The sequence below is a fragment of the Pseudonocardia yunnanensis genome (assembly GCF_039534065.1).
Taxonomy (GTDB): domain Bacteria; phylum Actinomycetota; class Actinomycetes; order Mycobacteriales; family Pseudonocardiaceae; genus Pseudonocardia; species Pseudonocardia yunnanensis.
The window spans coordinates 23,616-47,385 of record NZ_BAAAUS010000064.1; the positions used below are offsets into that span (position 1 = coordinate 23,616).

Here is a 23,770-nt window from a genome sequence, read left to right on the forward strand (position 1 = left end):
TCGGGTATCTCAGACGCGTTCGGCGGCGAACGGCCCTCCGGCGGCGAAGGCCAGGGCGGCGAAGCGCTCGCCGATGCGGCGGTGTGTGGCAGCGTCCGGGTGGAGCTGGTCGGGCAGCGGGAGCTCGGCGAAGTCGGCCTCGCCGTAGAGGTCGCGACCGTCGAGATAATGCAGGTTCGCGTCGTCGGCTGCCCGCTGCTTCACGATGCGGGCCAGCTCGTCCCGGATGACCGTGAGCGTCAGCTTCCCGCGGGCCTGTTCCGCGGGGTCACCCATGGCCCGGAACTGCAGCCTCCCTTCCGCCAGGCTGCTGAAGTCCGGGGCGCTGGGGCCGGGGGTGTCCTCGTGGATCGGGCACAGGATGGGCGAGACGACGAGCACCGGAGTGGTGGGATGTCCTTCACGGATGGTGTCGAGGAAGCCGTGAACCGCCGGCGTGAAGGCGCGCAGGCGCATCAGGTCGGTGTTGACCAGGTTGATGCCGATCTTGACGCTGATCAGGTCCGCGGGGGTGTCCCGCAGGGCGCGGGCGGTGAACGCATCGAGCAGGGCGCTCCCGCCCAGACCGAGGTTGATCAGCTCCACGCCGCCGAGGGACGCGGCCAGCGCCGGCCAGGTCGTGGTGGAGCTCGCCGCGTCGGAGCCGTGGCTGATCGAGCTGCCGTGGTGCAGCCACACGCTGCGGCCCGCGTCCGGTACGGGCTCGACGGGGGCGTCGGTGCGCAGGGCGATCAGCTGCGTGATCTCGTTGTAGGGCAGCCAGATCTCGACGTCCTTCACGCGGTCGGGCAGACCGCGGAATCGGACGGTGCCGACCGGGCCGGGCCTCGTGTCCGCGGAGCCGGTGGCCATGTCCACCATCAGGACGTTGCCGCCGGTCACACCGGCCTGCCCGGCCAGGCGACCGTCGACGAGCAGGTCGTACACGCCGTCCGGACGGGGCAGGGCGCCCTGGTAGGCCACCTTGGTGCGGAGTGCGTCCAGCTCGACGGCCGTGGCCCGGGTACGGAACACGACCCGTACGCCGGAGGGCTGGGACTCGGCCATGGCCAGTTGCCCGTCGGCGCACTGTGCACGAGCCCTGGCGGGCAGGCGGTGCGGCAGCACCCCGTGCTCGGTGCGCTCCACGTCGAGGGCGCCGCGCAGGAGATCTGCGGTGACGGGCGTGGTGGTCCAGTCCGTCGAGCCGGGCGGGATCGAGGAGTCGTGCGGGGAGCTCATGAACTCAGCTTGTCCAGCAGATCCCGGATCCGCACGTGAATTCGGGCGGGGGCGTCAGAGGTCTGCGAGGGCCGTGGTCACGTCGGGATGCAGCGGCAGGATCTGCTGCAGGTTCATCGTCTCCCACGGGCGGATCACGGCCTGGTTGTCGGGCGGCGCCACGAGGCGCAGCGCGGGCCGGGGAGTCTGGTTCGGGGCGGGATAGGGGCCGGGGCCCCGGCTCGCCGTCGTCCGGGTGGCGAGCTCGGCGAGCGTGCCCAGTCCGGAGGAGCCGAGGAAGCTCACCGCGGCGAGGTCGATCACCAGCGCGGTGAGGTCGGGCCATGCCAGCGTCTCGTCGACCACGGACATGAGCTTGCGCGCGGTCTGCAGGTCCAGCTCGCCCCTCACCGTCACCACAGCCGCGGATCCGATGCGGGTCGCGTTCAGTGTCAGCAGGTCGGCGGGCGCGGACGACGCGTGGTCGGGATCAGCGTTGTCGCGGTCGGTCACAGCATCACCGTAGTGGCTCCGGGTCGCCACGCCGGATTGCCGCGACGGCGCGCGCCATACCAAGCAACCGGCGGCGTCACCCCGTGTTCATCGGATGTCATCCGCGAGAAACCCCAAACTGTATACCGTTTGACCGTGATGGCTTCCCGGATCAGACCGATGGCGGGGGTATGGGCCCTGGACGACCGGCAGCGCGCGGTGCTCGCGCGCGTCGCCGACGCCGAGCGGACCGCGGTGGTCGCCCTGCCGACCGACGGTTCGTGCGATGCCGAGCGCCGCCGCAGGGTGGAGGCGACCCGTGACGCGCTGTTCGCGCAGCCCGCGGTCGTGGACCGCAACTGGGCGGTCAACCGTGACGCCCTCGACGAGGTCGCGCGGATGATCGCCGGTCGTGAGCTCGACCGCGCCTTCCTCGTGGGAGCGGGCGACTCGCTGGCCGTGATGGCGGCAGCCCGGATCGTGTCGGAGGCGATGCTCGGCGTGCCGTGTGAGCCGGTGCGGAGCCTCGAGATGGCCCACTACCTCGCACCCGCGGTCACCGAGCGGTCGCTCGTGATCGCGCTCTCGCGCTCGGGCGAGACCATGCGCACGGTGGAGGCCCTGCTCGTCGCGCAGTACGCCGGAGCCCTCACTCTCGCTCTCACCGACACGGCGGGCTCGACCCTCGACGAGGAGAGCAACCACGCGCTGCACGTCGACGCGACGCGGGTGGGGTGGCCCACCCAGTCGTCCACCGCGGCGCTCGCCCTGCTGTTCCGGCTGGCCGGGCTCGTCGGCCGGGCCCGCGGTGCAGCCGGAGCCGATGCCCTCCTGGCGGAGCTCGCCATCGTGCCCGGGCTGATGTCGGCGGCACTAGCGATGAGCGACCCGATCGTGGCCGAGGTGGCAGCGCGGGAGGCCGCGCGGCACATGTACCTGTTCTCCGGCGCCGGGCCGAACTGGGGCTCTGCGTTGCTGGGCGCGGCGAAGGTCGAGGAGTGCTCCCCGGACCACGCCATGGCTGTGCAGTTGGAGGATCACCACCGGTGCAAGGCCGGCGATCCGCTGTGGCTCCTCGTACCGAGCGGTCCGTCCGTCAAGAGCGCGGTTGACACGGCCAGGAAGGCACGTAAGTTCGGCGGGCAGGTCTATGTGGCCACCACCGCGGGTGAGCACGCGTTCGACGGTCTCGCCGACGCGGTGGTGCGGTTACCCGACGTCGCCGAGCTGCTGAGCCCGTTGCTGTACCTGCTGCCCGCCCAGCTCATGGGCTACCACGTGGGCATGGCGAAGTTCGCGGCCGCCGACGCCTGATCAGGCGTGCCGCCAGGGGGCTCGACCGAGAACCGAATTCGTCGATTGACCCACCGAACGCCCGTTTCCGCCGCCGTTGAATACGAACTGTATACCGTTGCGTGAATGCAAGGGAGATCACGATGACCGGGCAGACTCCGAACCGGGCGATCGCCCGGGTCGATGTCGTGGATGTCGCGCCGGCGCTGGACCCGGCCGGCCCAGCTGCCGAGAAGCACTCCGTAGCCGCGGAGCTGCTCGCCTCCTTCCGTCGCACGGGCTTCGCCGTGATCACCGGCCACCAGGTTCCGGTCGAGCTCTTCGCGACCATGTCCGAGGTCTCCGAGGCGTTCTTCGCGCTCTCCCGGCAGGAGAAGCTCGCGGCCGCTTTTCCGGCACCGGGGATCCTGCGGGGGTACGAGCCGCTCGATCCCGAGGACGACCCGGAGGCTCCGCGAATGGAGTCCTTCATCGTCAACCGGCCGGTGCCGCCGGGTGACCAACCGGAGGGCAGCGTCGAGTACAAGCTCTGGCGCTGGCCGAACGTCTGGCCGGAGCGTCCCGAGCAGCTGCGACCGGTGTGCGAGCGCTACTACCAGGAGATGGAGCAGCTCGGTGACCGGCTGCTGGAGCTCGTGGCCACCGGACTCGGGCTGCCCCCCACCTGGTTCGCCACGTCGTTCGACCGGCACTTCTCCAATCTCGTGGTCAACCACTACCCACCCCGGCCGGCCCGACACGACACCCTGCCCCGCAGCCGGCCTCACACCGACCACGGTGTGCTCACCCTGCTCTACCGCCCGGACGAGCCGGGCGGCCTCGAGGTGCAGGCGCGGGGCCGGTGGTGCCGCGTGCCGTTCCTGGCGGGGTCGCTCGTGCTCAACGTCGGCGACCTGCTCGAACGCTGGACGGGCGGCGTTCTGCGTGCCACGCCGCACCGCGTGGTGACACCGGCCGGTGCGGCGGCGATGGTGCGCAGGCAGTCCGTCGGATACTTCCAGCAACCCAACCCCGACGCGCTCGTCGAGCCCGCCCCCGCCCTGCAGGGTGTGCCGCAAGGGCTGCGCTATCGCCCCGTGCGTGCCGGTGTCCACATCTCGCGCAAGGAGCTCGGCCGGCACGCGGTCGCCGCCCTCTGAGTCAGGCCGGCTCGTCGCGGATGTCGCTCGACGCGCGCAGCGCCCGCATCGAGTCGATCCGGTGGTGCTCGATGTGGGTGTACGCGACGGCCTCCGCCACGCGCTCGTCGCCCGACTCGATGGCGGCGAGCAGCTCCTCGTGGCCGTTGTGGGCGTGGAGCGGGCCGGGCTCGTGTGTCATGAAGAACAGCCACATCATCCGGCCCGCGAGCGAGCGCATCACGGCCCGCATCAGCGCGTTGTCGGTGAGATCCACGATCCCCTCGTGGAACCGGGTGCTGTCGTCCGCGATGCGGTAGGCATCGCCGCTGTTCAGGCTGCCGCGCGCGGTCTCCAGTGCGGCCCGCAGCGGGGCGATCGAGGCGCCGTCGGCGATCCTGCGTGCGGCGTACCGGGCGGCGCCGACCTCGAGGCACAGCCGCAGGTCGAACAGATCGTGCACCGACCTGATCGTCCACGTGGTGACGATCGCGCTGCGGCGGGGCAGCGTGGAGACGAACCCCTCGATCTCCAGCACGGGCACGGCCTCGCGCAGCGGGACGCGCGATACCTGCAGTTCCTCGGCCAGCCGCTGCTCCGCGAGCCGGGATCCCTGCGGGTAGCGGCCTCGGATGATCCCCTCGCGCAGGGTGGCGTAGATCTGGCGCGAGAGCGAGTCAGGCCTGGTAGTGGGGTCGATCGGCGCCGCCATGGCGGGATTGTCCAGCACCGGCAGGGCTCCCTCCAAGCTGCGGGATCCGGTCTTGACCACAGACGCGATCGACTTCACTATGGGCACCTAACTGTTAGGGCCCCTTAGTTAGGAGAACGCGTGAGCTCAGGACCGAGCGGTGAACGCAGGGACGAAGACCTCGGCGTGCTTCTCGTCTCGGTCTCGGCTCGTCTCACCCGGCTCTACGGCCGGGTGCTCGGGCAGCTCGACACCCCGTTGACGTTCCGCCAGCACCGGATGCTCCGAAGGGTCTCGGAGGGGCACACGTCGATGGCGGCGCTCGCAGCCTTCGGAAATCTCACCGTCCCCACGGTGTCCGAGAGCGTCGAGGTGCTCGTGCGGCGGGGCTTGATGAACCGGCAGGAGAACCCGCAGAACAGGCGGTCGCTCCTGCTGAGCCTCACTCCGGAGGGGCAGGCCGCCAAGGAGGCGGCCGACGTGGCGCTGGCCGATGCCGGCGAGCAGCTGTTGCAGGCCGTGCCGCAGGAGCGGCAGCAGATCCTGCAGGAGTCGCTCGCGTCGATCTTCGACGCAGCCACGGAGATCTTCCAGCAGCCGAACGCGGCCGGCCCGGCGACGGCGGCCGCGCGGGGGTCGAAGTAGCAGCTACAGGTGCGAGAGGAGATCACAATGAAGTGTTCGAAACGGTGGCGCTGGCAGGTGGCGCTGCTGGGGGTCGCGAGCCTCGCCCTGGCCGCATGTGGCGGCGGGGGTGGTGATGCGGGCTCGGCGGAGGCGGCGAGCTGCGCGCCGCTCACGTCGAAGCAGCCGCTGAAGCTCGGGGTCAACCCGGGTGCGCAGGATCTCGTCACGTTCGTCATGCAGGAGCAGGGCTTCGCCGCGAAGCACAACCTCGATGTGACGGTCAGCTCGTTCCAGAACCCGTCCGCGCTGCACGCCGCGATCGGCCAGCAGACCGTCGACGTCGGGTTCGGGGGGCTCACCGCGATGGCGGTGGCCCGCCAGCAGGGGCGCGGCACGATGATCTTCGACGTCCTGACCAGCCCGTCGAACGTCGTGGTGACGCGCAACGACTCCGACATCCGCAGCTTCTCCGACCTGCGAGGACGCAAGCTCGGGGCGTTCGGCGGCCGGTCCAGTGCCACGTTCGCGATCACGTCGATCGTGGCCAAGGAGAAGTACGGGATCGACGATCTCGGCGGCCAGGTCGACATCATCGAGGCCCCCGACGCCGCGATGCTGGGCCTGCTCGACGCCGGCAACATCGACGCAGCGCTGATCGGCACGACGGCGACGGTGCAGGCACTGCTCTCGGGCAAGTACCGCACGCTGAGCGACATCTCCGAGGACTACCAGGCCGCGTTCGGCAAGCTCCCCGGCCACGTCCTCGGGGCCACCACCGACGACTACGCGGAATCGCACTGCGGCGTGCTCAATGCGTTCAGCGGGGCCCTCGACGACACGGTCGCGTTCATCCAGACCGATCCGAACGTCTGGGCCGACTACGCGAAGAAGATCGAGCTGACCGACCCGCGGGCGCCGCAGATGCTCAAGGAGCGCGTCGGGTCGCGCTACATCGCCGACTGGAACCAGGAGCAGGCCGACGCCGAGGCCAAGCTCATCGAGCAGCTCGTCCCGGTGCTCGGCGCGGATAACTTCGTGCCCGCCGTTCCGGACGGCCTCTTCCGCACCGACCTGCGGACGGCCACGTCATGAGCACGCTGCACAGCGATCGCGAGCCGGACGTCTCGCTCGCCACGGCCGTGGTGCCGGTCGCGGGTGAGGCCGACCTCGTGCCGGTGGTCCGCCGCTCCTGGCGGGGAGTGTGGCTACGGGCCGTGTCGCTCGCCGCGCTCGTGGTGGTCTGGTTCATCGCGTCGCTGTTCTTCGACGAGAGCGTGCTGCCCGGGCCGATCCGCGTGTTCGGCACGCTGTTCCAGAACCTGGGCGACTCCGAGACCTACTTCCACCTCTGGACCACCGTCTACCGGGTCGTCGCAGGCATGATCATCGCCGTCGCCTTCGGCCTGGTCATCGGTCTGGCGATGGGCCTGTCGAAGTTCGGCGAGGAGTTCCTCGACTCCTGGGTGCTCGTCGCGTTCACCGTGCCTTCGGTGGTCTACGGCATCCTCGCGATCCTCTGGTTCGGGCTCAACGACCTCGCGGCGATCGTCGCGATCGGCGTCACGGCCGTCCCGGCGGTCGCGATCAACATGTGGCAGGGTGTCAAGGCGATCGACCTGTCCCTGGTGCGCATGGGGCAGGCGTTTCACTTCTCGCGCAGCTCGATCCTGCGCAAGCTGGTGGTCCCGCAGGTGATCCCCTACCTGCTCGCGGCTCTGCGCTACGCACTCGGGTTGTCCTGGAAGATCGCCACCGTCGTCGAGCTGATCGGTTTGTCCAGCGGCGTCGGATACCAGCTGAGCTACTGGTTCGGGCTGTTCAACATGACCCAGGTGCTCGCCTGGACGATCTTGTTCACGATCGTCCTGCTGCTCATCGAGTTCCTGATCCTCAAGCCGACGGAGCACTGGCTCACGCGTTGGCGTCCGTCGATGCAGAACTGACCTGGGAGCCATGGTGTCCGAAAAGGTGTCCCGTAGCGACGGCGACCAGCCCTACCTCGTGATCGACAATGTCCGCAAGCAGTTCCCGCGCCGCGGGGAGCCGCCCCTCACCGTCATCGACGGGCTGAACGTGGCGGTGGAGCACGGCTCGCTGCTCTCCATCCTGGGCCCGTCGGGCTGCGGGAAGTCGACCCTGCTGAACATGATCAACGGGCTGGACGACGTGACGTCGGGCCGGATCATGATCAACGGGCACGTCGTCACCGCCCGCTCCCGCTCGGAGGTCCGCATCGGCGTCGTGTTCCAGGAGCCGCGGCTGCTGCCGTGGCGCACGGTGCGCGACAACGTCCGGCTGCCGCTCGACGAGCTGGACGTGCCTCGCGAGGAGGCCGACCGGCGGGTGCAGCGTTACCTCGACCTCGTCGGCCTCGGCGAGTTCGGCGACTACTTCCCGCTGCGGCTCTCGGGTGGCATGCAGCAGCGGGTGGCACTGGCGCGGGGTCTGGCGATCGAGCCCGACCTGCTGCTGGCAGACGAGCCGTTCTCCGCGCTGGACGAGATCACCGCCCGCAAGCTGCGCCAGGAGTTCACCGACATCTGGCGCGCCACCGGGCGAACCGTCCTGTTCGTCACACACAACATCCGGGAGGCGGTGTTCCTGTCCACGCGGATGCTCGTCGTCACCGCGCGGCCGTGCACCACGCACATGGACATCGCGATCGACGTCCCGTACCCGCGGGTGCCGGAGGACGACCGCCTCTTCGAGATCGAGAAGCAGGTCACCAAGGACTTCATCCAGATGGAGGAGGCGGCGGCCGTATGACCCCAGTGGTCGAGCGAAAGGAAACGAAGTGAACGGAGCAGACGACGTCGAGCAGGAACTGCGCTATACGAGAGTGCGCGCAGCGATGGCCGAGCAGGGCCTCGACCTACTCCTTGCCTACGGTCCGGGCTGGCGCCGGGAGAACATCCGCTACCTGACCGACGCACGTGTCACGGGCAGCGCCGCGCTCGTGCTGGTACCGGCGACGGGGGACCCCGCGGCGTTCTCCGTGCGGCCGGCCGACCTCGCCGTGATCGCGCAGCGCGGCTGGGTCACCGACGTGTCGCGGCTGGACTTCCCGGCCGCCACGGTGCTGACCGAGCGGCTGCGTGACCTCGCCCCGACACGGATCGGGGTGGCCCACCTCGAGCTGCTGCCGCAGGCGTTCGCCGACGCGATCGCTGCGGGCGCGCCCAATGCGGAGGTCGTGTCGGCCACCGGCCTGCTCGACAACGCCCGCATGGTCAAGAGCGACTGGGAGCTCGCGCAGATGCGCCGCTCGGCCGCCGTCTGTGCGGCGGGCTGGCAGAAGTTCGTCGACGTGCTGGAGCCGGGCCTGCCCGAGTACCGCATCGTCGCCGAGGTCGAGGCCGAGCTGAAGCGGCTCGGCGCCGAGGACAACTTCATGCTCATCGCCTCCGGCGGCGACGAGGTGATGGGGATGACGCCGCCCGGCCCGCGCCTGCTCGAAGAGGGCGACATGGTGCGCACCGAGCTCACCCCGCAGATGAACGGGTACTGGCTGCAGATCTGCCGCTCGGCGGTCGTCGGCAAGGCGAGCGACGCCCAGCGCCGCTCGTTCGACCTGTTCAACGAGGCCGTGGAGGCCGGGCTCTCGGTCGTGCGGCCGGGGATCACGGCGCACGAGGTGGCGGTGGCCGAGAACGACGTGTTCCGCAAGTACGGCTACGGCGAGTACTGCACGGCCAAGTACACGCGCGTCCGTGGCCACGGCCACGGGCTGCACCTGGACGAGTCCCCGATCATCGAGGGCAACCACACGGTTCTGCCGGAGCGGGCCGTGTTCATCGTCCACCCGAACACCTACACGCCGATCGCCGGCTACCACGTGCTCGGCGACCCGGTGGTGGTCACCGCCACCGGCTACGAGGTGCTGATCGAGACGGAACGGGTGCTCTTCGAGACCCCGCAGGGAGTGGCGGCATGAAACGTGGACTCGTCGTACTGGACACGGCGGAGGTGCCCGAGCAGGAGCGCCCCGACCGGGTCGCGCGACTGCAGCGGCGGCTCGCGGACGAGGGTGTGACGATCGGGCTGGTCTACGCCGACGTCCACCGCTCCGACGACGTCGGATACCTCACCAACCTCTGCATCTACTGGAACGAGGGCATCCTCGCGGTCCCCGCGGAGGGTGACCCCGCGTTCCTGATGAAGCTGTCGCCGCGGGTGCACCCGTGGATGCGGCGCTCGTCGACGCTCACCGATCTGCGCAGCGGCAAGGGGTTCACCGCTCTTGTGCAGGGGTTCGTCGAGAACGCCGCCGAGCCGGGCGTGATCGGACTCGTCGATGCCGCGCTGTGGCCGACCACCACCGTGGACGAGGTGCGGGCCGCGGCACCCGGCTGGGACGTGCGCCCGCTCGGCGGGCTCGTCCGCGAGCAGCGGCTCGTCCCGTCGGCCGCGGAGCTGGGTCTGCTGGGTGCGGCCGCCGGTCACCTGCGCACCGCGCTCGACGCCGTGACCGGCCCGGACCTGCCGCGCGGCGAGCGCATCGCCCTGCTCGAGCAGGCACTGCGCGGCGCCGGTTACACCGACCTGATGGTCGAGGTGGTGCACGGTCCGGACGAGGTGTCGGCCGTCGAGGTGACCGGACAGTTCCGGTTCAGCTGGCTGCGTGCCGCGCGGCTGGTCACCCCGGCTTCCGGCGTGCCGCAGTGGGCCGCCTCGCTCCAGGACGCACTGGCCGCCGCCCGCGGCGCCGTCGCACCGGGAGAGGCTGCCTCCGTGCCCGCCGCGGCCGCGGAGAAGACGCTCACCGGGCTCCCGGCCGGCGCCACGGCGCACGCCACCGTCGTGCACCAGGCCGACCTCTCGACGGGCGGTGACTATGCGAGCCCCGACGAGCAGCTTCCCGTCGGCGCCGTCGTGGTCGTCGCGGTCGAGGTGCTCTTCCCCGACGGCGGCCGGGTGGCCGTCGCCGACACCGTGCGCGTCGGGGAGACCGGCGCCGAACAGCTCGATGACAAGGAGCTGCCCGCATGAGGGTGCTGTCGAACGCCGACATCGAACAGGTGCTCACCCCGGCGGAGTGCCTCTCCGCCCTGGAGACCGCCTACGTCGAGCTGGCGCAGGGCAAGGGCGCGAACCGCCCGCGCAACCACACCTACTTCCCGGTGGAGGACGCCCGGCACCCCGGGTTCCGCTTCCGGTTCAAGTCGCAGGAGGGCGGCACGGTCAGCAGCGGCGTGTGGGCCCTGCGGATCACCTCCGACATCGCCGGCGTCGAGACGCTGGCCAACGGGGTGCAGCGGCGCCGCCTGATCCCCGCGGCGCCGGGCGGGCGCTACGTCGGGCTCGTGACGCTCTACAGCATGACCACCCTGGAGCCGCTCGCGATCCTGCACGACAGCGTGGTGCAGAAGATGCGGGTCGGGGCCACGTCGGCGCTGGGCATCCGGGAGCTGGCGGCCACGGACGTCACCGTCGCGGGGATGTTCGGTTCGGGCTGGCAGGCCGAGTCCCACCTGGAGTGCCTGCTGATGGTGCGCCCGGAGATCGAGGAGGTGCGGGTCTACAGCCCCACCCCTGGCAACCGGGAGAAGTTCGCGGCCACCTGGAGCGAGCGCACCGGCAAGCGGATCGTGGCCGTGGACTCCCCGCGCGGAGCGGTGGAGGGCTGCCGGATCGTCACGTGCGCCACGGCGGCCATGGACCCCTGCTTCGAGGGCGCCTGGCTGGAGCCGGGCAGCCACGTCACGGCGATCACCTCGCCGGACGGCACCGCCACCCGTCGTGAGCTGGACGACGCCACGTTCGACCGCGCCGACCGCATCGTCGTGCTCTCCCGCGAGCAGGTGCACCACGACAAGCAGTACGACATCCTCGGCCCGGTCGACCGCGGCCGGATGAGCTGGGACGACATCCACGAGCTGGGCGACCTGCTGGCCGGCACCGCACCGGGCCGCACCCGCCCCGACGAGACCACGATCTTCGCCAACAACACCGGCATGGGCCTGCAGTTCGCCGCGGTCTGCGCCAGGGCTCTTGCGCTGGCGGAGGAGCGCGGCCTCGGCCACGAGGTCCCGACGGACTGGTTCCTCGAGGAGACGTCGCCGTGAGTGAGCTTGCACAGGGTGTCGTCGGTGGCACGGCGATCGTGTTCGGCGACGACGTCAACACCGACGTGATCATCCCCGGTCGTTACCTGGTCAGCATCGACCCGGCCGAGCTCGCCGAGCACGCGTTCGAGCCGCTCGGGGCCGAGGTCCAGCAGCGGCTGCGGGCCAGCGACGTGGTGGTGGCCGGGCGGAACTTCGGCTGCGGCAGCGCCCGCGAGCAGGCCTCGACGTGCCTCATCGGGGCCGGGATCAGCGCGGTCGTCGCGCGGTCGTTCTCCCGGGTGTTCTTCCGCAACGCGATCAACACCGGGCTGGTGGCCGTCGAGTGCCCCGACGCCGTGGATGCCATCGAGGACGGCGCCGAGGTGCTGGTCGACTACGGCGCGGGCACGGTCACCGTGGGCGAGCGGAGCTTCGGCTTCGCGCCGTACCCGCCTGGCCTGCGCGTGATCCTCGAGGCCGGCGGGCTCATCCCGCACCTGATGCAGCAGGCTGCGGCGGCGAAGGACAAGGCGGGGGCAGGACAACGTGGGTAGGACGTTCGCGCAGAAGGCACTGGAGCGCGCGTCGGGGGAGAAGGACCTTCAGCCGGGCCAGATCGTCGACGCCTTCCCCGACCTCTACATGAGCCACACCGCCAGCTGGCGGTGCATCCGGACGCTGGAGCGGATGGGCGTCGACGAGCTCTACGACGTCGACCGGATCGCCATGGTGATGGACCACATCGCCCCGGCGGACAACGCCAAGACGGCGGGCTACCACGCGCTGTGCCGGGAGTTCGCCGACCGGATGGGCGTGCGCAACTTCTTCGACGTCAACGCGGGGATCGCGCACGTCGTGCTCATGGAGCGTGGGCTGATCAAGCCCGGCGAGCTGATCATCGGTACCGACTCGCACTCCACGATCTACGGCGCACTCGGTGCGCTCGGCACCGGCGTCGGGTTCAGCGAGATCACCGCAACCTGGGTCACCGGCAAGCTCTGGATGAAGGTCCCGGAGTCGATCAAGGTGGAGATCGACGGGCCGCTGCCCCGCGGCACGTACCCCAAGGACGTGATGCTGAAGCTGATCGGCGACGTCGGGGCCGACGGCGCCACGTACTGCTCCGTGGAGTTCCACGGCACCTACGTGGAGCAGATGTCGGTGTCGGAGCGGATGACGCTCTGCAACCTCGCGATGGAGATGGGCGCGAAGAACGCGTTCGTGCCCCCGGACGACAACACGCTCTCCTACCTCGACGACGCAGGCGCCGACCGCGCCTCGTACGACGTGCTGCTGCCCGACCCGGACGCGCAGTACCGGCAGGTCGAGCGCGTGGCAGGCGACACGCTGCTGCCGCAGGTGGCGGTGCCGCACACCGTCGACAACGTCGTGGGGGTGGACCAGGTCGCCGGCACGAAGGTGGACCAGGTCTTCATCGGCTCGTGCGCCAACGCGAAGTACGACGACCTCGCGATCGCGGCCGAGGTGCTCGCGGGCAAGAAGGTGGCACCGGGTGTGCGGCTCATCGTCACGCCCGCGTCGGCCAAGATCATGGCGAAGGCGGCGTCGGACGGGATCGTGACGACGCTGCTGGAGGCCGGAGCCACGATCACGAACCCCGGCTGCGGGGCGTGTGCGGGCAGCGGCGGCGCGATGGCCGACGGGGAGGTCACCTTCTCCACCGCCAACCGCAACTTCCAGGGCCGGATGGGCAGCTACCAGAGCAGCATCTACCTGGGCAGCCCCGCGACGGCAGCGGCGTCGGCGATCCGTGGTGTCATCAGCAACCCGCAGGAGCTGCTCGCATGAACATGGTGGAGAAGATCCTCGCTCGGGCCAGCGGGCGCCCCTCGGTGGAGCCGGGTGACGTCGTGGTGGCCGAGGTCGACCTGCTGATCATGCACGACCTCTCCGGGTATCTGACCAGCCGCGTTTTCGACAAACAGGTGGGTGGGCCGGTGCGCCACCCCGAGCGGGTGGCGATGGTGTTCGACCACCACTACTCGCCGCCCACCGAGGACGCCGCGGAGATGCTCAAGGAGAACCGCGAGTGGGCGCGGCGCAACGGCATCCACCTGTTCGACTGCGGCAACGGCAACATCCACCACACCGTCGTGCGGCGCGGGCTGGTCCGGCCCGGCGCGATCGTCGTCGGCTCGGACAGCCACACACCGGTTCACGGCGCCCTCGGCGCCTTCGCCGCGGCGCTGGGCAACGACTCGCACGCCGGCACCGTGCTGCCCTACGGGAAGGCGTGGTTCCGGGTACCCGAGACGGTGCGGGTCGAGCTCGAAGGCACGCCGCAGCCGGGCACCACGGCCCGTGACATCGCGCTGTGGCTCGTCGGGCAGATCGGCGAGGGCGGGCTCATCTATGCGGCGGTCGAGTTCGCCGGCCCGTACGTCAAGGAACTGTCGTTCTGGGACCGGTGGCTCTTCCCGCTGCTGTGCGTCGACCTCGGCGCGAAGTGCAGCTTCGTGGAGCCCGACGAGGTGACCGAGGCGTTCGTCCGCTCGCTCCCGTCCGGCTCCGCGCAGGACCGGCTCGAGCAGAGCGACGGCGGCGAGGCCTCCCGGGTGCTGCGCTTCGACGTGGGAGCGGTGGCGCCGCAGGTGGCGTGCCCGCCGACGGTCGGCAACCTCGCCGACGTCACTGCCGTGGCCGGCACGCCGGTGCAGTACGCCGAGCTGGGTGGGCACGCAGGCGGACGGCTGGAGGACTTCCGTGCCGCCGCGGAGGTGCTGCGCGGACGACGGGTGCACCCCGACGTCCGGTTCAACGTGGTGCCGTCCAGCCGGGAGGTCTTCACCCAGGCTGCGCAGGAAGGGCTGGTGCTCGCGCTGCACGAGGCGGGGGCCACGTGGTTCCCGCCGAGCACGGGCTCCAACCAGGCCTACAACATGGGTGCCATGGCCGCGGGCGAGGCGATGATCTCCACCCACGCCCGCAACTTCCCCGGCCGCAACGGCAGCGCCGAGGCCAGCATGTACCTGGCCGCGGCCCCGACCGTGGCGGCGTCGGCCGTCGCGGGCACGATCACCGACGCACGGGAGCTCGCATGACCACCGATGTCCCCGCGCTGCAGGCCAGCGGCCGGTGTTGGACGTTCGGGGACAACATCCCCACCGACCGGCTGGTGAAGACGAAGTACGTCGTCGAGCCGATGTCGGTGATCGTGCAGCACGTGCTGGAGGACCTGAACCCCCGCTTCCCGGTGGAGGTTCAGCCGGGCGACATCGTGGTGGCCGGCAAGCACTTCGGGCAGTCGTCCGGGCGGGCCATCGCGGTGAAGGCCCTCAAGGCCACGGGCATCGGCTGCGTCGTCGCCGACACGTTCGCGCGCACCTTCTACCGCAACGCGTTCGAGGTCGGGCTGCCGGTGCTGGAGCTGCCGGGCGTCACGGGGCTGGTCTCCGACGGCGACGTCCTCTCCGTGGACGTCGTGGCGGGCACGTTCCGCAACGAGACGACGGGACAGGAGCGCACGGTGGCGCCGCCGGATGCGTTCCTGTTGGAGATGATCAAGGCCGGCGGCCTGATCCCACTGGCCAAGGCGCGCACGGATCTGTTCGCCTGATCCCCAACGAGATCCGGGTTTCCGGCCTCACGAGGGCCGAAACCCGGATCTCGTCTTATCACCGGAGACCCGGGAGAAGTGGCCGCGCACGGCCGGACGGGTCACCGCCCAGAGCAGGGCCAGGAGCACGAGCGCCTGGATCACCTGCTCGACGAGCACCCACGACGGGTACTGGCCCGATGTCGCCAGGTAGACGATGCCCGCCAGGCTGACGACCGAGAGCACCAGCACGCGGAAGTAGGCCCGCCGCACGCCCCGGCGCAGCCGGCGGATGAGGAAGACGTACACGACCCCGACGATGATCACGGCGAACGCGCGTGACCACAGCCCGGCGCTGAGGCTCGCGCGCACCGCAGCGCCGTCCGCCGAGGCGGGGAGCGCCATGTGGGCGACCTGATAGTCGAGCAGGGTGTCGTGGAACGCTGCGAACAGCACCGCGAGCACGGCGCTCAGCCCCAGGTTGACCAGCAGGAGCGCGATCACGCGCCGTAGCTCGGGCGGTGGCGTGGCAGTCGGGACGGTCATGGGAGTGATCGTCGCGTCGCGTCCGTGCACACACCCATGACCGCTGTCACGGATTCGTGCACGGGTCCGCAAGCGCGCACTGCCCCCGCCGCGACATGGTCACGTGACGCGGAATCTGTCCTCTCCGAACAGCGACATGTGTCCATGTCGCCCGGTGCTTCCAGGACGTCCGATTTGTCGCCAAAATTGTTGACAATTTGGTTGCCACTCCGATCTTGGCGGTCATATGCTCTCGGCGGCCCCGGTGACCGGCCTGCAGAGCCGCGCCCCCCTCCCGGAGAGCGCGCTGTCGCGGTGTGTCCTCCGGCGACCGGTGGCGCGGAACTCGATGAGGAGTCGACGAGGCAGATGCGGTTGCGAGCACGTTCTTCGCGGGCGGTCGCGGCGATGGCCGTGGCACTCTCCGTTGCCCTGCTGGGGGCAGCATGCGGCGAGGTCAAGCAGAGCGCCCCAGGCGCCATGATCCAGCCGATCAATCCATATGGTGGAAACCTCGCCGCGGAGGGCACGCCCAAGAGGGGCGGCACGCTGCTGGTCGGCGAGGACCGGGAGATCATCGGGTTCGACCCCACGGTCCAGAACCAGAACGCAGCCGCCGCGGCGGTCTACGACTCGCTGCTGAAGGCCAAGCCCGACGGCACCGTGGAGCCGTACCTGGCCAAGTCCATGGACACCTCGGACAACGGCCTGACCTGGACGATGGGCCTGCGCCCTGACGTGAAGTTCTCCGACGGCACGCCCTTCGACGCGCAGGCGGTGATCATCAATACTCAGCGGCACATCGACAAGGTGAGCTCACCCGCCCACGCGGCGGCGTCGCTGATCGAGTCGATGACCGCTCCCGATCCGCTGACCGTGGTCTTCAAGCTGAAGCAGCCGATGGGCGACTTCGCACTCAACTTCGGGGGTGCGTTCTTCGGCGGCACGCTCGGCATGATCATCTCGCCCGCGGCGCTGCAGAAGTACGGCGACCAGATCGCGAGCCACCCGGTCGGCGCCGGTCCGTTCACCTTCGTCAGCTGGACGCGCGACTCCAAGCTGGAGCTGGCCCGCAACCCCGACTACTGGCAGCCGGGCATGCCCTACTTGGACGGCATCGAGTTCCGGCCGCTCCCCGACACCGAGACCAGGTACTCCTCGATCCAGAACGGGGACGTCGACATGATCTTCGGGGGGTACAACCAGGAGCTCGTGCGCGGCCTGGCCAACCCGAACCTCAACGTCTACTACGGACCGGGCAGCGCGGGCGAGTACATGTACTTCAACCTGACCAAGGCGCCCTTCAACGATCGCAACATGCGCGAGGCGATCATCCGGGCGATCGACCTGAAGGCGCTCTCGGCCAGCCAGTACAACAACCAGATGGTCCCGGCGAAGAGCCTGTTCATCGAGGACAGCCCCTTCCACACGCAGGCCGCCTCCGACGAGTGGCCGGCGTTCGACCAGGCGAAGGCCAAGCAGCTCGTCGACGCCTACCGCGCCTCCGGCGGCAACCCCGACTTCACGTTCAAGACCACGACCGCCCGGCAGGCCTTCGCCGAGTTCATCCAGGCCCAGATGGCGGCGATCGGCATCAAGGTCGACGTCAAGACCTACGACCTGGCGCAGTTCTCCTCGTCGGTGCTGCAGAGCAACGACTTCCAGCTCACGAGCTGGGTGGGTCCCTTCGACTACCCCGACCCCGCCGTTGCGCGGATCCTGTCCACCACCGGTAATGGCAACTACGGCAAGTACTCCAACCCGCAGGTCGACCAGTGGCTGACCGATGCCTCGGAGACCACGGACCCGGCCCAGCGGACGAAGGACTACCAGCAGGTCGAACTGCAGGTCGGCAAGGATCTCCCGCTCGCCTTCTTCACCCGTAGCTACCTGTCCACGATCACGAAGAAGGACGTCAAGGGCATCGACCGGCTCATCTCCCGGGACATGTGGTGGGCCACCACCTGGCTGGACCGGCCGTCCGGGCAGTGACCCCGTGCGCTGAGTGACGGGCAGCGCCGCGTCGGCGAGGTCATGGCCGACGCGGCGCGCTCAGGCGACGACGCTCACGTCCGCGTCACCACGACGACGGGGATGATCCGGTCGGTCTTGGCCTGGTGGTCGGTGAAGAAGGGGTAGGACGCCGTGAGGATGCTCCAGAGGCGCTCGTACTCCTCACCGGTGGCGGGCACGGCCGTGGCGTCGTAGGTCTCGTCGCCGACCTCCACGGTGACGTGGGGGTCGGCGACGAGGTTCCGGTACCAGTCGGGGTGGCGGGGCGCACCCATGTTGGACGCGATGAGGAGCAGCCGGTCGTCGTCAGGGTGGAACATCATCGGCGTGGTGCGCCGCTCCCCGGTGCGGCGACCCGTCGTGGTGAGCAGCAGGAGACGGTCGCGGTGCATACCGGTGATCTCCCCACCCGCCCGGAACTGCTCGATCGTGCGACGGTTGATCTCCGCGATGTCGGTGACGTCCATTCATCCTCCAGGTCCGAATGCGCCCGATCGGGCACATGATGCTCGCACTGCACGTCGTGCCCGGATCAGTGGCGTTAGCGTGACCGCGGCGCGGCCGCGACCGCGATGACCGGGGAGGGCTGCGGATGAACCTCGAGAAGGTGGTCTTCGGCTTCTTCGTGTTGCTGGCCGCCACCCTGAACTTCGGCTTCTTCATCGGTGACATCTCGAATCCCGACCTGCACAACGTCTACGAGCTGTTCGCGGCCGTCGTGGTCAGTCTCATCGCGACGGTGCTGAAGTTCGGTGACCGAACGCAGATCGGTGCCGTCCACCTGGCCACGAGCCTCGTCGCGGATCTGCAGCTCATCGCCGCCGCGGTTGCGTGGACCTACGCCACGAACATCTCGACCGAAGGGCTGACGCCCGCGGCCACGGCGAGCGTCGTGTCGCTGTCGGGCGGCGCATTGTTCGCCAACATCGTGTCGGTGGTGCTGCTCGTCGTCGAGACCGTCTCGTACCACCGCCGCTAGGGACGTCCGACGGTCACGCCCCGAACCGGGTGACGCGGATACCGGTGAGGATGATCTGCAGGCCGTGTTCGAAGCCTGCGTCGGTGTCCGGGTCGAACAGGTCGTTCAGCGCCTGCGTGGTGAGCGGGAAGCGTTCCGCGTCGCACCTGGCGGCGACCTGTTCCGGGTCGTACGGGTTGTCCGTGTCGTACGCCTCGCCGCCCCGCGCCTGTTCCTCGATGGTGAAGCCGATCGTGTAATGCAGGACGGCCGGGACGGCCTGGGCGGCGTCACGCAGGGAGAAGCCCGCGTCCTGGAGCGTCCGCAGCGTCAGTTCGATCGTGCGGAAGATGACCGGGTCGGTGACGTTGGTGCCGGCGAGGGTGCGCGCGCCGTCGCGGTAGTGCAGCATCGTCCGGCGCAGCCCGCGGGCCTGGTCGCCGAGCCACTGCGCCCACCCGACGTCGCGCCCGGGTAGCTCCAGTCGTTCGGTGGCCTCGATGAACAGGATGGTGGCCATCGCGTCGAGGAGTTCCTGCTTGTTCCTGACGTGCCAGTAGAGGGCCGGTGCCTGGACGCCGAGTTCCTTCGCGACCAGCCGCATGGTGAGCCCGTCGAGGCCGACGTCGTTGAGCAGCCCCAACGCAGTACGCGCGATCTGCTCGCGGTTGATCTTCATGGCACCCTCCGGCTTCGGTCGCTTGACAGCTTAACATCGTTCAAGTATCCCTTAACACCGTTAAATTTAACGCTGTTAAGGAGGCGGACGATGACCGGCACGGACGTGGTGGTCGTGGGTGGTGGCCCGACCGGCCTGATGCTCGCCTGCGAGCTGCGGCTCGCAGGCGTGGATGTGGTCGTGCTGGACCGGCTCGGAGGGCGGACCGGTGAGTCACGGGCGGGTGGCATCCACGCCCGCACCATGGAGGTGCTGGACCAGCGGGGCATCCTGGACCGATTCCTGGAAGTCGGCCGCCGGATGCAGGTGGGCCACTTCGCCGCGCTGCGGCTCGACGTCAGCCGCGTCGAGAGCAGGTATCCCTTCCTGCTCAACGTCGTGCAGGCCACCGTCGAGCGACTGCTCGAGGAGCGAGCTGCCGAACTCGGCGTGCGGGTCACCTGGTCGGCCGAGGTGACCGGCATCGAGCAGGACGACGCGGGCGTCGACGTCGAGGTACGGGGATCGGATGGCACGTATCGGCTACGGTCCGCCTACCTGGTCGGCTGCGACGGTGGGCGCAGCGCCGTGCGCAAGCTCGCCGGCATCGACTTCCCCGGCACCCCGGCGACCATGACCGAGCTGCTCGGTGACGTCGAGCTGACCGATCCACCGGCAGGCCCGATCTTCCAGGAGCGCCGGCGGCAGGGCTATTTCTCGGTGTTGCCCTTCGAGCCGGGCTGGCACCGGGTGATGGTCAACGATTTCGACCACACGGCCGACCACGACGAGCCGGTCACCCTTGACCGGCTGCGCACGGCGCTGGTCAGGGTCGCCGGCACGGACTACGGCATGCGCAGCCCACGCTGGCTCTCGCGCTTCAGCGACGCGGCCCGCCAGGCGGACCGCTACCGATCGGGCCGGGTGCTGCTCGCGGGCGACGCGGCCCACATCCACTTTCCGGCCGGCGGGCAGGGGCTGAACCTCGGCGTGCAGGACGCGGTGAACCTCGGCTGGAAGCTCGCCTCGGTGGTGCGCGGACGCGTGCCTCAGCAGATTCTCGACAGCTACCACGCCGAGCGGCACCCGGTCGCCGCCCGTGTACTGCAGAACACGCGGGCGCAGGCGGCCCTGGGTCGTCCCGGGGCGCAGACGGACGCCCTGCGGGAGGTCATCGGGAACCTGATCGAGTTCGACGAGGTGAACCGGTACCTCGGATACATGATCACGGCGCTGGACGTCCGGTACCCGATGGGGGAGGGGCATCCCCTGCTCGGCAGGCGCGTACCCGACGCCGACATCACCACCGCCGACGGCGACACGCGGGTGGCCGATCTGCTGCACGCGGGCCGGCCGGTGCTGCTCGACCTCAGCGGCGGCGTCGCCGACCTGGCCGACGTCGTTCACGACTGGACCGACCGGGTCGACCGCGTCGAGGCGAAGTGCCCGGCCGAGCACTGGGTCGTGCCGGTGACCGGCTCGGTGCCCGCCCCGGCCGCCCTGCTGATCCGGCCCGACGGGTACGTCGCCTGGGCCGCGCCCGCGGGCAAGCCGGTCGACGCATCGTCGCTGCGTACGGCACTGGCTGTCTGGTTCGGCCCCGGCCAGGTTCCGTCGGCGCCCCAGCGGGGGAACGGCTGGCAGGCGTCTTCCACGGTCCGTACCGTTCGGGCAGGTCACACCGGGTAAAGCCGGACAGCTGTCGGTGATCTCGCCATCGCCTGGGATGTAAGGGGGTCGAGATGGGCAACCCGCTGCTCTCGTTCTGGTGGCGCCTCTTCGGGCAGGAGGAGCGGACGACCGGACGGATGCGCAGGCCTGTCCCGCAGGCGTCGGCGGTGCAGGCCGAGGCCACGATCTTCCTGATCTTGCGGCGGATGCGGGCCCCGCTGATCGTCCTGATCACGATCTTCGCGGTGAGCGTGCTCGGCCTGACCCTGATTCCAGGACGCACGCCGCAGGGGCTGCCCTACCGGATGGGGTTCTTCGACGCCTTCTACTTCATGAGCTACACGGCCTCGACGATCGGCTACGGGGAGCTGCCGTACACGTTCACCGCCGCACAGCGGCTGTGGGTGACCGTCACGATCTACCTGACCGTCATCGGCTGGGCCTACGGGATCGGTTCCCTGCTCGCGCTGGTGCAGGACCGCGGGTTCCGCCAGGCGCTCGCCCTGCAGCACTTCACCCGCAAGGTGTCGCGGCTGCGCGAGCCGTTCCTGCTGATCGTCGGCTACGGACGCACCGGTGAGCTGCTCGCGCGTGCCTTCGACGCGATGGGGAGGCGATTCGTGGTGCTCGACGTCGAGAACGAGCGCATCGACGCGCTCGACCTCGCCTCGTACCACACCGACGTGCCTGGCCTCGTGGCCGACGCCCGCGACCCGAGTCACCTCGGGGTGGCCGGCATCGGCAACCCGCACTGCGAGGCGGTACTCGCACTCACGAGCGACGACGAGGCGAACCTGGCCGTCACGATGACGGCGGCGCTGCTTCGCCCCGAGCTGCCGGTGATCGCGCGCACGGTCTCTCCCGCGATCGCCGACCGCATGCACGCCTTCGGCACCCCGACGGTCGTCAATCCCTTCGACCGGTTCGGCGACCACCTGCGGATCGCGCTGCGCGCGCCCGCCAGCTTCCAGCTGATGATGTGGCTCGAGAGCGGCCCGGGCGCCGAGCTGCCGCAACGGAGCTCCCCGCCACGCCGTGGGCGGTGGGTGGTGTGCGGTTACGGCCGGCTCGGGCGCGAGCTCATCGAGGACCTGCACGCCGAGGGCCTGGAGTGCACGGTGGTCGACCCGGCCGCCGAGCCATCACCGGTGGAGGAGGTCACCACCGTGGTGGCGGGCCGGGGATACGAGCCCACAGTGCTGGAGCAGGCCGGCGTGGCGGACGCGGTCGGGTTCGTCGCGGCCACGGACAACGACACCACCAACCTGTCGCTCATCGCCGCCGCCCGGCGGGTCAACCCGTCGCTGTTCGTGACCGCGCGGCAGAACCGCCCGTCCAGCGGCCCGCTGTTCGCCGTGATGGACGTCGACTCGCTCCTTGTCCCGACCGAGGTGGTGGCCCACGAGGTGTACGCCCAGCTGAGCACGCCGTTGTTGTGGCGCTTCCTGCAGGAGGTGCCCGGCCGCGGGAACAGCTGGGCAGCCGATGTCGTCGACCGCCTGACCGAGGCCTGCGGCCGACACCTGGGGGCCCTGTGGAAGTTCCGGCTCAACCGGACCGATGCGCCGGCGCTGGCCGGATGGCTGGCGGCCGGTGACGCCCGGCTCGGCGACCTCCTGCGCGATCCCGACGAGCGGGAGGAGCGACTGGACGCGGTGGTCCTGATGATCCTCCGACCCGGCGAGTGCCTGCTGACACCGGACGATGACGTGGTGCTCGCGCCGGACGACGAGCTGCTGCTGGCCGGGCGCCCCTCGGCCCGTCGCGCGCTCGACACGACGCTGTGGGTCGACGCCGTCCGGGAGTACGTGGTCACCGGACAGCACGTGCCGGAGAGCTGGATCTGGCGACAGATGTCGCGCGCCACGCGGAACGGGGGAGAGTGAGTGGTGCCGCCGGCCTCTAGGAGGAGAACGTGACCGAGCACAACACCGATCGCGACTACCCCGAGTCGACCATCCCGCAAGGTGGCGTCGAGCCCGTGCCTCGGAGGGTGCGCGCCGTGCTGGGCGGGCGGGTCGTCTTCGACACCGTGCGAGCGATGTACGTGTGGGAGTGGCCGTACTACCCGCAGTACTACATCCCCCGCTCCGACGTGGACCCCGACGTACTGGTCGACGAGCAGCACGTCCAGCACCTGAAACACGGGACGGCACAGCGCCACGGGCTGCGTGTCGGGGACGTCGAGCGGCCGCGCTCGGCGCGGGTGTTCACCGAGGAGGCCGAGAAGGGGCTGGCCGGCACTGTGCGTTTCGACTGGGCCGCCCTCGACGCGTGGTTCGAGGAGGACGAGGAGGTCTTCGTCCACCCCCGCAACCCCTACACCCGGGTGGACGCGCTGCGCTCCAGCCGTCCGGTCCGGATCGAGCTCGACGGTGTGGTGCTGGCGGAGTCGGCTTCGCCGGTGATGGTGTTCGAGACCGGCCTGCCCACCCGCTACTACCTCGACCGCACCGCGGTGAACTTCGAACACCTCGAACCGACCGACACGGTCACCGCCTGCCCGTACAAGGGCCGGACCAGCGCGTACTGGTCGGTGCGGGTGGGTGACGAGCTGCATCCGGACCTGGCATGGGCCTATGACTTCCCGACGCGTCAGCTCCTGCCGGTCGCCGGCATGGTCGCGTTCTACAACGAGAAGCTCGACGTGATCGTCGACGGCGAACGGCTGCCGCGGCCGGACACGCACTTCTCCCGGTGAACCCGCGACGGCCGGCTCTGTGACCGCCGGCTCTCCGGTCACGGGTCACATCCGGCAGCGCCGGGCGCTCTTGCCTCGGTAAGGTCTCGATCGGCCGAAACGGCCTCACCGTCGCAGAGGACGGGCTGGTCAGGGGCCGGGAAGCAGCCCCTCGCGGCCAGCCGAACGTCAGCCGCCCATACCGCGCGTCCGACCTCGCACGGCACCGCCGCCTTGTCGC

The 23,770-nt window shown here is 70.0% G+C and carries 24 protein-coding genes; 18 read left to right on the forward strand and 6 right to left on the reverse strand.

The genetic code is table 11. The annotated features are described in order from the left end of the window. Positions 1–9: 9 nt before the first annotated feature. Positions 10–1,221, reverse strand: coding sequence for a GDSL-type esterase/lipase family protein (locus tag ABD743_RS41680; RefSeq protein ID WP_344729824.1), 1,212 nt, complete (start codon positions 1,219–1,221; stop codon positions 10–12). Positions 1,222–1,275: 54 nt separating this feature from the next. After that, a complete protein-coding gene (locus tag ABD743_RS41685) occupies positions 1,276–1,713 on the reverse strand; it encodes an STAS domain-containing protein (protein ID WP_344729826.1) in 438 nt (145 codons plus the stop codon). A 159-nt stretch (positions 1,714–1,872) separates the two neighbouring features. Here ABD743_RS41685 and ABD743_RS41690 point away from each other — a divergent pair, with 159 nt between their 5' ends. Both ABD743_RS41690 and ABD743_RS41695 read left to right on the forward strand, forming a co-directional pair. Next, positions 1,873–3,006, forward strand: coding sequence for an SIS domain-containing protein (locus tag ABD743_RS41690; protein WP_344729828.1), 1,134 nt, complete (start codon positions 1,873–1,875; stop codon positions 3,004–3,006). 122 nt (positions 3,007–3,128) lie between these two features. Beyond that, positions 3,129–4,124 carry an isopenicillin N synthase family dioxygenase gene (locus ABD743_RS41695; RefSeq protein WP_344729830.1) on the forward strand — a complete coding sequence of 332 codons (996 nt, stop codon included), beginning with the start codon at positions 3,129–3,131 and terminating at the stop codon, positions 4,122–4,124. Between the two features lies 1 nt (position 4,125). Here ABD743_RS41695 and ABD743_RS41700 read toward each other — a convergent pair whose 3' ends face one another. After that, positions 4,126–4,893, reverse strand: a complete 768-nt coding sequence (locus tag ABD743_RS41700) for a GntR family transcriptional regulator (RefSeq protein WP_344729832.1) — start codon at positions 4,891–4,893, stop codon at positions 4,126–4,128. 42 nt (positions 4,894–4,935) lie between these two features. On the opposite strand from ABD743_RS41700, the gene ABD743_RS41705 reads away from it, so the two are divergent. From ABD743_RS41705 to ABD743_RS41755, 11 genes are read left to right on the forward strand one after another with little or no spacing between them, the layout of a single operon-like run. Continuing rightward, positions 4,936–5,439 carry a MarR family winged helix-turn-helix transcriptional regulator gene (locus ABD743_RS41705; protein ID WP_344729834.1) on the forward strand — a complete coding sequence of 168 codons (504 nt, stop codon included), beginning with the start codon at positions 4,936–4,938 and terminating at the stop codon, positions 5,437–5,439. Between the two features lie 27 nt (positions 5,440–5,466). Beyond that, positions 5,467–6,513 carry an ABC transporter substrate-binding protein gene (locus ABD743_RS41710; RefSeq protein ID WP_344729836.1) on the forward strand — a complete coding sequence of 349 codons (1,047 nt, stop codon included), beginning with the start codon at positions 5,467–5,469 and terminating at the stop codon, positions 6,511–6,513. Next, positions 6,510–7,364: an ABC transporter permease gene (locus ABD743_RS41715; protein WP_344729838.1), complete on the forward strand. Its 855-nt coding sequence runs from the start codon at positions 6,510–6,512 to the stop codon at positions 7,362–7,364. Before ABD743_RS41710 ends, ABD743_RS41715 begins: the two co-directional genes overlap by 4 nt. 10 nt (positions 7,365–7,374) lie before the next feature. Further along, entirely contained in the window at positions 7,375–8,187 is an 813-nt protein-coding gene (locus tag ABD743_RS41720) for an ABC transporter ATP-binding protein (protein WP_344729840.1), read from the forward strand. A gap of 28 nt (positions 8,188–8,215) precedes the next feature. Next, the gene (locus ABD743_RS41725; RefSeq protein WP_344729842.1) at positions 8,216–9,355 is read left to right on the forward strand and encodes a M24 family metallopeptidase; all 1,140 of its coding nucleotides are present in this window, start codon (positions 8,216–8,218) and stop codon (positions 9,353–9,355) included. After that, positions 9,352–10,410: an aminopeptidase P family N-terminal domain-containing protein gene (locus tag ABD743_RS41730; RefSeq protein WP_344729844.1), complete on the forward strand. Its 1,059-nt coding sequence runs from the start codon at positions 9,352–9,354 to the stop codon at positions 10,408–10,410. Before ABD743_RS41725 ends, ABD743_RS41730 begins: the two co-directional genes overlap by 4 nt. Continuing rightward, positions 10,407–11,486 (forward strand): ornithine cyclodeaminase family protein, encoded by a 1,080-nt coding sequence (locus ABD743_RS41735; RefSeq protein WP_344729846.1) that lies wholly within the window; start codon positions 10,407–10,409, stop codon positions 11,484–11,486. The genes ABD743_RS41730 and ABD743_RS41735 overlap by 4 nt, the downstream gene beginning before the upstream one ends. Next, positions 11,483–12,022: a LeuD/DmdB family oxidoreductase small subunit gene (locus ABD743_RS41740; protein WP_344729848.1), complete on the forward strand. Its 540-nt coding sequence runs from the start codon at positions 11,483–11,485 to the stop codon at positions 12,020–12,022. The genes ABD743_RS41735 and ABD743_RS41740 overlap by 4 nt, the downstream gene beginning before the upstream one ends. Then, positions 12,015–13,277: an aconitase/3-isopropylmalate dehydratase large subunit family protein gene (locus tag ABD743_RS41745; RefSeq protein WP_344729850.1), complete on the forward strand. Its 1,263-nt coding sequence runs from the start codon at positions 12,015–12,017 to the stop codon at positions 13,275–13,277. Before ABD743_RS41740 ends, ABD743_RS41745 begins: the two co-directional genes overlap by 8 nt. Continuing rightward, positions 13,274–14,530: a 3-isopropylmalate dehydratase large subunit gene (locus ABD743_RS41750; RefSeq protein ID WP_344729852.1), complete on the forward strand. Its 1,257-nt coding sequence runs from the start codon at positions 13,274–13,276 to the stop codon at positions 14,528–14,530. Before ABD743_RS41745 ends, ABD743_RS41750 begins: the two co-directional genes overlap by 4 nt. Then, on the forward strand, positions 14,527–15,045 hold the full coding sequence (locus tag ABD743_RS41755; RefSeq protein ID WP_344729854.1) for a LeuD/DmdB family oxidoreductase small subunit: 519 nt from the start codon (positions 14,527–14,529) through the stop codon (positions 15,043–15,045). The genes ABD743_RS41750 and ABD743_RS41755 overlap by 4 nt, the downstream gene beginning before the upstream one ends. Positions 15,046–15,072: 27 nt before the next feature. Here ABD743_RS41755 and ABD743_RS41760 read toward each other — a convergent pair whose 3' ends face one another. Beyond that, a complete protein-coding gene (locus ABD743_RS41760) occupies positions 15,073–15,570 on the reverse strand; it encodes a hypothetical protein (RefSeq protein WP_344729856.1) in 498 nt (165 codons plus the stop codon). 348 nt (positions 15,571–15,918) lie between these two features. On the opposite strand from ABD743_RS41760, the gene ABD743_RS41765 reads away from it, so the two are divergent. After that, entirely contained in the window at positions 15,919–17,541 is a 1,623-nt protein-coding gene (locus ABD743_RS41765) for an ABC transporter substrate-binding protein (RefSeq protein ID WP_344729858.1), read from the forward strand. Between the two features lie 74 nt (positions 17,542–17,615). Here ABD743_RS41765 and ABD743_RS41770 read toward each other — a convergent pair whose 3' ends face one another. Further along, positions 17,616–18,029 carry a nitroreductase family deazaflavin-dependent oxidoreductase gene (locus ABD743_RS41770; RefSeq protein ID WP_344729860.1) on the reverse strand — a complete coding sequence of 138 codons (414 nt, stop codon included), beginning with the start codon at positions 18,027–18,029 and terminating at the stop codon, positions 17,616–17,618. A gap of 125 nt (positions 18,030–18,154) precedes the next feature. Here ABD743_RS41770 and ABD743_RS41775 point away from each other — a divergent pair, with 125 nt between their 5' ends. Next, positions 18,155–18,541 carry a DUF6394 family protein gene (locus ABD743_RS41775; RefSeq protein WP_344729862.1) on the forward strand — a complete coding sequence of 129 codons (387 nt, stop codon included), beginning with the start codon at positions 18,155–18,157 and terminating at the stop codon, positions 18,539–18,541. Between the two features lie 13 nt (positions 18,542–18,554). On the opposite strand, the gene ABD743_RS41780 is transcribed toward ABD743_RS41775, so the two are convergent. Continuing rightward, entirely contained in the window at positions 18,555–19,199 is a 645-nt protein-coding gene (locus ABD743_RS41780; RefSeq protein ID WP_344729864.1) for a TetR/AcrR family transcriptional regulator C-terminal domain-containing protein, read from the reverse strand. Between the two features lie 90 nt (positions 19,200–19,289). Here ABD743_RS41780 and ABD743_RS41785 point away from each other — a divergent pair, with 90 nt between their 5' ends. From ABD743_RS41785 to ABD743_RS41795, 3 genes are read left to right on the forward strand one after another with little or no spacing between them, the layout of a single operon-like run. Further along, complete coding sequence (locus ABD743_RS41785) at positions 19,290–20,867, forward strand: FAD-dependent monooxygenase (protein ID WP_344729867.1); 1,578 nt, start codon at positions 19,290–19,292, stop codon at positions 20,865–20,867. A gap of 53 nt (positions 20,868–20,920) precedes the next feature. After that, positions 20,921–22,735 (forward strand): potassium channel family protein, encoded by a 1,815-nt coding sequence (locus ABD743_RS41790; protein WP_344729870.1) that lies wholly within the window; start codon positions 20,921–20,923, stop codon positions 22,733–22,735. A gap of 29 nt (positions 22,736–22,764) precedes the next feature. Continuing rightward, positions 22,765–23,550, forward strand: a complete 786-nt coding sequence (locus ABD743_RS41795; protein WP_344729872.1) for a DUF427 domain-containing protein — start codon at positions 22,765–22,767, stop codon at positions 23,548–23,550. The last annotated feature ends 220 nt before the right edge of the window (positions 23,551–23,770 follow it).

Coding starts and splice junctions, on each gene's coding strand:
- ABD743_RS41785 (WP_344729867.1), top strand. CDS start 19,290: ATGACCGGCACGGACGTGGTGGTCGTGGGTGGTGGCCCGACCGGCCTG.
- ABD743_RS41790 (WP_344729870.1), top strand. CDS start 20,921: ATGGGCAACCCGCTGCTCTCGTTCTGGTGGCGCCTCTTCGGGCAGGAG.
- ABD743_RS41715 (WP_344729838.1), top strand. CDS start 6,510: ATGAGCACGCTGCACAGCGATCGCGAGCCGGACGTCTCGCTCGCCACG.
- ABD743_RS41760 (WP_344729856.1), bottom strand. CDS start 15,570: ATGACCGTCCCGACTGCCACGCCACCGCCCGAGCTACGGCGCGTGATC.
- ABD743_RS41750 (WP_344729852.1), top strand. CDS start 13,274: ATGAACATGGTGGAGAAGATCCTCGCTCGGGCCAGCGGGCGCCCCTCG.
- ABD743_RS41775 (WP_344729862.1), top strand. CDS start 18,155: ATGAACCTCGAGAAGGTGGTCTTCGGCTTCTTCGTGTTGCTGGCCGCC.
- ABD743_RS41690 (WP_344729828.1), top strand. CDS start 1,873: ATGGCGGGGGTATGGGCCCTGGACGACCGGCAGCGCGCGGTGCTCGCG.
- ABD743_RS41710 (WP_344729836.1), top strand. CDS start 5,467: ATGAAGTGTTCGAAACGGTGGCGCTGGCAGGTGGCGCTGCTGGGGGTC.
- ABD743_RS41765 (WP_344729858.1), top strand. CDS start 15,919: ATGCGGTTGCGAGCACGTTCTTCGCGGGCGGTCGCGGCGATGGCCGTG.
- ABD743_RS41695 (WP_344729830.1), top strand. CDS start 3,129: ATGACCGGGCAGACTCCGAACCGGGCGATCGCCCGGGTCGATGTCGTG.
- ABD743_RS41755 (WP_344729854.1), top strand. CDS start 14,527: ATGACCACCGATGTCCCCGCGCTGCAGGCCAGCGGCCGGTGTTGGACG.
- ABD743_RS41730 (WP_344729844.1), top strand. CDS start 9,352: ATGAAACGTGGACTCGTCGTACTGGACACGGCGGAGGTGCCCGAGCAG.
- ABD743_RS41720 (WP_344729840.1), top strand. CDS start 7,375: ATGGTGTCCGAAAAGGTGTCCCGTAGCGACGGCGACCAGCCCTACCTC.
- ABD743_RS41735 (WP_344729846.1), top strand. CDS start 10,407: ATGAGGGTGCTGTCGAACGCCGACATCGAACAGGTGCTCACCCCGGCG.
- ABD743_RS41780 (WP_344729864.1), bottom strand. CDS start 19,199: ATGAAGATCAACCGCGAGCAGATCGCGCGTACTGCGTTGGGGCTGCTC.
- ABD743_RS41770 (WP_344729860.1), bottom strand. CDS start 18,029: ATGGACGTCACCGACATCGCGGAGATCAACCGTCGCACGATCGAGCAG.
- ABD743_RS41680 (WP_344729824.1), bottom strand. CDS start 1,221: ATGAGCTCCCCGCACGACTCCTCGATCCCGCCCGGCTCGACGGACTGG.